The sequence below is a fragment of the Pseudonocardia sp. EV170527-09 genome, assembly GCF_008369905.1.
Lineage (GTDB): Bacteria > Actinomycetota > Actinomycetes > Mycobacteriales > Pseudonocardiaceae > Pseudonocardia.
Genome location: NZ_VRMC01000162.1, coordinates 1 through 5,241 on the forward strand (window position 1 = coordinate 1; position 5,241 = coordinate 5,241).

A 5,241-nucleotide genomic window follows, 5' to 3' on the forward strand; every position below is an offset into this window, starting at 1 on the left:
CTGGTCCCGGCCGACGACACGTGGATGACCCCGTGGCACTCGTGCGCAGTACGCGGCCCGGACGGGACCTGGGCGCTGCACCGGGCTGACCAGGCGCGTCGGCTGGGATGGCTGGTCAGCCGCGCGGGACGACCGGACTACATCGCGACGGGGAGGCCCTGCACAGGATGATCGACGCGGTAACCGGGGGCCTGCCTTTCGGCACGTTCCCCGACCCACTGCCGGGCGCCGATGGTGCATCGCCGTACCCGGGCGCCGGGTCTGGGGGCCGTCGATGATCAGCCCCGGCCTCAACCAGCGATAACGCGTCTGGTGAGAGCCCTCCGAGGCGGGCCTGGATCCGGCGCGGGTTGTAGAACCGCCCCGGCTTCGGTGGAGGCATCTGGGATGCCCCGAGTTCAGCGGAGTCAGGTGGCTGGATTCTCTAGACCACGACGATCTTGCTCTGCGTCTCGCACTCTAGCGGTGAGAGCCAGCCCAGGGCGCTGTGTCGGCGGCGCCGGTTGTGCCAGATCTCAAGGTACTCGAAGATCGCGTTGGCCAGCTCGATGCGGGTCTTCCACCGCCGCCGGTTGAGCAGCTCGACCTGCATCCACGACCAGGACGACTCGATCACGGCGTTGTCGAAACAGTCCGCGATACTGCCCATCGACAGCACCAACCCGGAGGCGCGCGCTCGGTCGGTGGACGACCCGCCTCGGCTGACCGGGCCCGGCAGTCCAGGGGCACCGTTTCAGCTGGCCGTTGGTTCGCGACGTTGACGGTGCGGGAGCCGGGACTGCACAGATCGGCTTACAGGCCCGGTCGGCCCCGGACCAACATGGGCACCGAGCGGGCCCCACCAGACGTCGTCCAGGGGCGACGACCGGAGCTGTGATCAACCGGCGCTCGCCGGCCAGACCTGCCAGCCGTCGCCCTCACCGGTCGCATCCGGCTCCACCAGGTAGCCAACCATTCGCAGCACCTCGTGATAGCGCAGATCGAGATCCTCGCCGTCATCGTGGTCGCCGGCGTGAGCCAGGAGCAGCGGCCCCTCCCCCGGATCCTCGACCACGAATCCTGCCTCCTGCTCACCGAACTCGGAGAAGCCGTTGCTGCGCAGCAGCAGCCGCAGCTCCTCGGCCTGTCGATCCCGGGCAGTCGCCAACGGGCGCCCTCCGCCCCCGAACGTCATGTCCTCATCGCTCATGGCCGGCACCATAGGACCGGACACCGACAAGAATTCAGACATGCGACGGCAGTTCAGTGACCCGTATGGCGACAACACCGACCCCGACCACGACAGCCCCACCGGCAGCGGCAGCGGCAGAGCGGGCGACGAGGCTGGGCCGCGGGGCGGGGCGGCCGCGGCAGCACTCACGGCCCTCACAGCACTGTGTGTCCTGGGTTCCACCGCGACGGCAGCCCCCGGGATTGCCGCGGCGGCTCTCGGGATCGACTACGAGAAGGCCGGGAACTTCCCGACCCTCGATGCGTGCGCCGACGCCGGACACACCATGCCCGACATCAAGACCTGGCTCTGCGACGAAGAAGACGACGGCACCGTCTCCGGGACTGTCCGGGCATGACAGCTCCTCCCGCCGAGCTGCGCTCGGCGTGTCGGACCAGTTACACCCAAGACCGGACAGTCCCTGACTTGGGCGTCCTACGTTACGGATGATGCCCATTCTCGTTCCCCCGAGTGGGTGGCGAGGACAGCCACGAACAGGAGCAACAGATGCCGAAGCCGACAGCGCGACGATCCCGCCGCAGCCGGATCGTCGTGGCCGCGCTCGTCGCGGCCGCCAGCATCGGGCTCGCCGGAACCGCGCTTGCCGACGTCGAGCGCAACGACGTGGCGGCCCAGGCACATGCCGAGGCGGTCGTGCCCGGTACGCCGTGCTCGGTCTCAGCCCGGGCCTGTGTCGATCTGGACTCGCAGCGCGCCTGGCTCGTCCGCGAGGGCAAGGTGATCCGCGGCCCGGTGCCGATCACATCCGGCGGCGCGGGCCAGGAGACGCCGCTGGGACACTCGTTCCGGGTGTACCGCAAGAACAAGGACCACGTCAGCGGTGAATTCACCGGCCCCGACGGCAACCCCGCCCCAATGCCCTACTCTGTCTTTTTCGCCGATGGCGGTGTCGCCTTCCACGGCGACGATCGGGCGCGGGCCTCGGCGGGTTGCGTCAAGTTCGACCTGCCCGAAGCCGAAGCTTTCTTCAATGATCTCGTCGAGGACGACAAGGTTCAGGTCGTCCGCGCCTCGGCCGAGCAGCAAGCACGCGACGGCGCCGCGGCTCGCTAACTGCCGGGACGTGGCGCTCTGGGCCGGAATGTTACGTCCTGGGCACCGGCTACCGGCAGCCTCGCGGAGGTGCCGGCCAGTTGTGTCCCTGTCCCGACGCCGCTGCGGCGACGACGGGCAATGGCTGAGTGGGCGCCGCGTCATCGACCGCGTCGAGTCGTCCGATCGCCTCGAGCCGCGCTGTCGGAGGATTCGAATCAGCCACCGGAGCGGCCCGGTCCGGTCAGGTGGCGCGGTCGTCGTTGCTGACCGGGGTAGCGGGCGTCTCGTCGCGTCTCTCTCGCGGTTTCTGCTGGTCAGCTACACTGTCGTGGTGTCGTCGGGCCCGGGCCAAGTGGCGCTTCCACACCTGCGCCGGGGCCCGTGCGGCCGCATCGTCAGCGCGTCGTGATCCGACCAGTCCGGCGATGTCGGCTACGAGGTTGGCGCCGAGCGAGAGCTGGATGGGATGGATGGGCTGGCTACGCGGTGCAGGGTCGGGATCGTGGTGTTCACGGCACGTTTAGGAAAGAGCCATGAATCGGTCTTTCTGTAGGCCTTGTGCCTTATGGCTTACTCAAGCCACCCTGCAACAGGGCCACAGGAATTGTGGGCACATACGCAGGGGAGGCGCATGCCGTGTTGCCAGTTACGAAGCCAATTTCTTTGAGTCGAGCCAATCCGGCGAGATCAACCGATAATCAGAAGCTCATTGAGACCCTCCTTTCTGAGATTGCCGAGGACCAGGCCGGGCATCACTGCTGACGTTAAATCTCGCCGAGGTAGCCACTCTGCACTCTTCGTGAAGTATGACTCCGGCGACTACCAGGAACTTCCTGGTGAGTTTATTGTCAATGATGGCTACGCGCGAGATCTCAAGGCCGCCAGGCGCTGCTACCTGATGCTTCCAGGTAACGTCCCACTACAGAAGTCAACCGGGCACAGAAACCACCCCTGAGGTGCTGCACGACAGATGGGCCGAATAAGGACATCCTCGGGCTCTACACACGGAGCGACTGGACCATCACCGGCAAGATCGAGGTACAGCTCGCTGACCACGTGTCGGACTGCTGGGGCAAGTGCCTTAAGCGACTGGCCGGAAACAACTACTTCGCCTACGCGGTGAAATTAACTACGCGGTGAAATTAACACGGAATGGGATGAAGGTGGCCCGACACAGGATCACTGGCTCCATTCAAGCTACTCTGAAACTCAGAGGATCCCCCCTGAATTGCATCGAGTACACTGAAGAAATTTACTATAGCAGACTCGGCGATGCGGGTGCACTCAGTAGCTATAATCAAAGTGCAGCTGACGATCCCCAGTGGATCGTTGCGACGGTATCTGAACATCCGACCAGTGGTCCTAGGCAATGCGTGGGGCCTGCCGCTTTAATAGAAAGGTCTGGCGCTTACCCGGTTGAGTACATCCGAGATAATGTCTCCAGTGTGCCACTCGCAGATGCCGTCAAGTGCGGATACGGCCGGCGCTACGGAAGCGGCTACTGCACCGTTTGTCATGACACACTCTGCGCTTGTTCGGCGGAGGACTGCCGCTCAACGCGGATGGGCACTCAACGTGGCGATCTAACTACCAACAGCTGGTAACGGGGAATGGTTATGGACTCGAGCACGGCGGTGTACGACGCGCGTCAGGTTTTGGGTGAGACCCAGGAGTTGATTGCCCCGGCGTTACAGGCGGCGGTGGCGGGGTTGCCGGTATCCACACGGGATTTGGTGGAGTATCACTTCGGGTGGCGCGACACCGATGACGCGGCGAGCACCATCGTGGTCGGGGGCAAGATGGTACGGGCGACGCTGGCCGTGCTGGCCTGTCAAGCGGTTGGGGGTTCGGCGCGGCAGGCGATCGAGGTGGCCCTGGCAGTGGAGTTGGTACACAACGCCTCCCTGATCCACGACGACATCATCGACGGCGACGTGCTGCGTCGACACCGGCCCACGGTGTGGGCGACGTTCGGGATCCCGGCGGCGATCCTAGCCGGGGACGCGCTGTTCTTCCTGGCTAACCACCTCCTGGCCAACGCACCGCCCCTGGTAGGCAGTGTGGGAGGGGCTTGGCTCAACGAAGCCGGTCAGTCCCTGGTGGCTGGCGAGTACGTCGACAGCGTCCTGCCCGACCACCCCGAAGTCACGATGGCCGAGGCGGTAGCGGTGGCTGAGGCCAAGACCGGTGCGTTGATCGGGGTGGCCTGCGCGTTGGGTGCCCTGGCCGGTGGCGCCGATCCCGCATGGGCCGGGCGACTGCGGGTGGTGGGTCAGCATTTAGGGCTGGCGTTCCAACTGGTCGATGATCTGCTGGGGATCTGGGGACCGGCCGATCGCACCGGCAAACCGGAACGCTCCGATCTGCGCTCCCGCAAGAGATCCCTGCCAGTGGTGGCCGCACTGACCTCCCAGGGCCCCGCCGCCCACGACCTGGCCCGCCTCTATCAGAGAGCTGCCCCCCTAGACCAGAGAGCTGCCCCCCTAGACGAGCACGAGCTTCCCGTGGCCGCGGGGCTGGTGGACTCGGCCGGTGGCCGCGCCTGGGCACACCAGCAGGCCGAACAGCACCTTACCGCCGCCTTGGCTGCCCTGCACTGCGATGGCTTGGCCCCCGCAGCGGTAGCCAAGCTGACCACTCTTGCCCAATTCATCACCCACCGCGACCACTAACAACCTTAGTGAGCCCCAGGGTGTGCCCATGAGGACCTCACTCTGGCCTCCATCGCACGACTGATGAGCTTGGCCCCCTGCGCCGGACACTGACGGTGTGGGGTCAGTGATCTTGGTGTGGTGGGGTGTGGGCTGTTTCGTAGTCGGCTGGGCTGAGCATCCCGATGCTGGAGTGGCGCCTGATCGGGTTGTACCAGCACTCTATCCACTCGAATATCGCATTGGCGGCTCTTCCGGAAATGGAGTGCAGGTGAGGGCGTGACCGGCCGTGGGAGTCGGGTCGTGTCGCTGCGGCGGGGCGGG

5 protein-coding genes and 1 pseudogene are annotated in these 5,241 nt (G+C 65.8%); 3 read left to right on the forward strand and 3 right to left on the reverse strand.

The annotated features are described in order from the left end of the window. Nucleotides 1-424 precede the first annotated feature (424 nt). A pseudogene (locus tag FVA95_RS27295) lies at nucleotides 425-685 on the reverse strand (integrase core domain-containing protein); the annotation flags it as partial. Between the two features lie 192 nt (nucleotides 686-877). Next, nucleotides 878-1,189: a hypothetical protein gene (locus tag FVA95_RS27300; RefSeq protein ID WP_149666682.1), complete on the reverse strand. Its 312-nt coding sequence runs from the start codon at nucleotides 1,187-1,189 to the stop codon at nucleotides 878-880. Here FVA95_RS27300 and FVA95_RS27305 point away from each other — a divergent pair. The 3 genes from FVA95_RS27305 (at nucleotide 1,188) to FVA95_RS27315 (ending at nucleotide 4,938) form a co-directional block, all read left to right on the forward strand. After that, a complete protein-coding gene (locus FVA95_RS27305) occupies nucleotides 1,188-1,568 on the forward strand; it encodes a hypothetical protein (RefSeq protein WP_161992493.1) in 381 nt (126 codons plus the stop codon). The genes FVA95_RS27300 and FVA95_RS27305 overlap by 2 nt on opposite strands. Before the next feature lie 149 nt (nucleotides 1,569-1,717). Continuing rightward, complete coding sequence (locus FVA95_RS27310; protein WP_149666684.1) at nucleotides 1,718-2,284, forward strand: L,D-transpeptidase; 567 nt, start codon at nucleotides 1,718-1,720, stop codon at nucleotides 2,282-2,284. Between the two features lie 1,598 nt (nucleotides 2,285-3,882). After that, complete coding sequence (locus FVA95_RS27315) at nucleotides 3,883-4,938, forward strand: polyprenyl synthetase family protein (RefSeq protein WP_240051768.1); 1,056 nt, start codon at nucleotides 3,883-3,885, stop codon at nucleotides 4,936-4,938. 103 nt (nucleotides 4,939-5,041) lie between these two features. On the opposite strand, the gene FVA95_RS34105 is transcribed toward FVA95_RS27315, so the two are convergent. After that, on the reverse strand, nucleotides 5,042-5,188 hold the full coding sequence (locus tag FVA95_RS34105) for an IS3 family transposase (protein ID WP_370460886.1): 147 nt from the start codon (nucleotides 5,186-5,188) through the stop codon (nucleotides 5,042-5,044). Between the last annotated feature and the right edge of the window lie 53 nt (nucleotides 5,189-5,241).

Excerpts from the sequence above, each read along its gene's own strand:
- FVA95_RS27305 (WP_161992493.1), top strand. The coding sequence starts at position 1,188 with ATGGCCGGCACCATAGGACCGGACACCGACAAGAATTCAGACATGCGA.
- FVA95_RS27300 (WP_149666682.1), bottom strand. The coding sequence starts at position 1,189 with ATGAGCGATGAGGACATGACGTTCGGGGGCGGAGGGCGCCCGTTGGCG.
- FVA95_RS27310 (WP_149666684.1), top strand. The coding sequence starts at position 1,718 with ATGCCGAAGCCGACAGCGCGACGATCCCGCCGCAGCCGGATCGTCGTG.
- FVA95_RS27315 (WP_240051768.1), top strand. The coding sequence starts at position 3,883 with ATGGACTCGAGCACGGCGGTGTACGACGCGCGTCAGGTTTTGGGTGAG.